This is a genomic window from Deltaproteobacteria bacterium, assembly GCA_016234845.1.
GTDB lineage: Bacteria > Desulfobacterota > Deferrimicrobia > Deferrimicrobiales > Deferrimicrobiaceae > JACRNP01.
In genome coordinates, this window is sequence record JACRNP010000143.1 from 1 (window position 1) to 2,412 (window position 2,412).

A 2,412-nucleotide genomic window follows, 5' to 3' on the forward strand; every position below is an offset into this window, starting at 1 on the left:
GCCGCCTCGGAGCAGAGCCGGTAGACGTTCCGCATGATCTGGTGGAGCTTGGCGTCGGTCTCCTCGAATCCCCACGCCTCCCGCCCCGCGTTCTGCTGCATCTCGAGCGCCGAGGTCGCAACGCCGCCCGCGTTGGCCGCCTTGCCGGGCCCGAAGAGGACGCCCGCGGAGAGGAACACCTGCACGCCTTCCGGCGTGGTCGGCATGTTCGCGCCTTCGCCGACCGCGATGCAGCCGTTCTTCACCAGCTTCTTGGCGTCCTTGCCGGTGATCTCGTTCTGGGTGGCCGACGGCATCGCCACTTCGCACGGCACGTCCCAGATGTTCCCGCCGTGGACGTACTTGGCGTGCTTGTGGTATTCGCAGTAATCCTTGATCCGGCGGCGCTCCACCTCTTTGAGCTGCTTGACCGTCTCGAGGTTGACCCCCTTCTCGTCCACGATCACGCCGTTGCTGTCGCTCATCGCGATCACCCTGCCGCCGAGCTGGTGCACCTTCTCCAGGGTGTAGATGGCGACGTTCCCCGATCCGGAGACGACGACCTTCTTCCCCTTGAACCCGTTCTTCTTGCCCTTCAGCATCTCCTCGACGAAGTAGGTGCATCCGTAGCCGGTCGCCTCGGTGCGGACCTGGCTGCCGCCGTAGACCAGCCCCTTGCCGGTGAGGACGCCCGCCTCGAACTTGTTCGTCAGCCGCTTGTAGTGGCCGAACATGAAGCCGATCTCGCGCCCCCCCACGCCGATGTCTCCGGCGGGGACGTCGGTGTGCTCGCCGATGATCCGCCACAGCTCCGTCATGAAGCTCTGGCAGAACCGCATCACCTCGTTGTCCGACTTCCCCTTCGGGTCGAAGTCGGAGCCGCCCTTGGCGCCGCCGATCGGCAGCCCGGTCAGGGAGTTCTTGAAGATCTGCTCGAAGCCGAGGAACTTGATGATCCCGAGGTACACCGACGGGTGGAACCGCAACCCGCCCTTGTACGGCCCGAGGGCGCTGTTGAACTGCACCCGGAAGCCGCGGTTGATCTGCACCTGGCCCCGGTCGTCCTGCCAGGGAACGCGGAAGATCGTCTGCCGCTCGGGCTCGCAGATCCGCTCGATGATCTTCGCCTCGGCGAACTCGGGGTATTTCACCAGCACCGGCCCGAGGCACTCCAGCACCTCCTTGACCGCCTGGTGGAACTCCGCCTCGCCGGGATTCCGCTTCACCACGTCCTGGTAGATCGCCTCCACCCGTTCCAGTAACGCCATTCTTCCGTCCTCCTTCTTTCGCCGAGGGATTGCGCGCCGGCCGACCGGCGCACGATCCAATCTACCCGGGCGCGGGAGGGGGTCAACCGAATCCGGACGAATCGGGTATAATCGGGCATATGGCGATCCCCCGCATTCCCGACACATCCGCGGAGAACCGGTTCGACCTGCGGCTGCGGTCGCTCCCCCCGTCCTCCCTCCATCCCCTGCTCTCCCGGCTCGCGGAGGCCGAGGCGTTCCGCGGGTGGTGGGACGGCGTCCCAAAGCCCCCCGAGGCGGTCCTGCGGCGGATCCTCGCCGGGGTGGCGTCGGAATCGGCCGCGGAATCCACCCGGCTGGCCGGACCCCCGTCCGTCCCGGCCGAGGCCGGATACGCGGAAACGTTGCGGGCGGCGTTCGACGGTCACGCCGGATTGCCGCCGGACGAGCGGTGTCTCCAGGCGCTGCACGCGGGGATCTTCCGATACGTCGCCGGGACGCGCTCCGGCGCGGGACGGTACAAGACCGCCGCGCCCGCCGGAACGATCGACCGGCGATGGGTGATGGAGCCGGTGGCGCTTCGGCCCCCCGGCCCCCTGCTGATACCGGCCCAGATGGAGACGCTCTCGGGGTGGCTTTCGTCGCGGATCGGCGGCGGGGAGTTCCACCCGCTCCTGGTGTGCGCCGCGTACCTGCTCGAACTTCTCGCCATCCGCCCCTTCGCCGACGGGAACGGGAGGGTGGGCCGGCTGCTCACGAACCTGCTGCTGCTGCGGTGCGGCCACGCGTACCTCCCGTACGGCTCCCTGGAGAAGGCGATCGCCGGCCGGTGGACGGAGTATTACCTCGCCCTCCGGAAGAGCCAGGCCAGCCGCAACCTGCCGCGCCCGGACATCTCCCCGTGGCTATTGGCGTTCCTGGAAACGCTGCTCGTCTCGCAGCGCGCGGCGCGGGAGGCGATCGGTCGGTTCCCCGACGAGGGAGCGCTGTCCGCCAACCAGGAAGCGGTCCTGTCGCTCGCGGCGAAGCGCGGGGAGGTGACGAACCGGGCGGTGGCGGAGGGGCTGGGGTTGCCGCGGGAGACGGCGAAGCAGACGCTCAACCGGCTGACGGCGCTCGGCGCGCTGCTGCGGATGGGGGCCGGGCGCGCGACCCGCTACCGCCTGACAGGTCAGGCGCCCTTCCC

2 protein-coding genes are annotated in these 2,412 nt (G+C 68.8%); one reads left to right on the plus strand and one right to left on the minus strand.

The annotated features are described in order from the left end of the window. Positions 1-1,247: NADP-specific glutamate dehydrogenase (gene gdhA, locus HZB86_09810; GenBank protein ID MBI5905824.1), on the minus strand; the 1,247-nt coding region annotated here is incomplete at its 3' end. Positions 1,248-1,366: 119 nt separating this feature from the next. On the opposite strand from gdhA, the gene HZB86_09815 reads away from it, so the two are divergent. Next, the coding region (locus HZB86_09815; GenBank protein MBI5905825.1) for a Fic family protein at positions 1,367-2,412 on the plus strand (1,046 nt) is incomplete at its 3' end.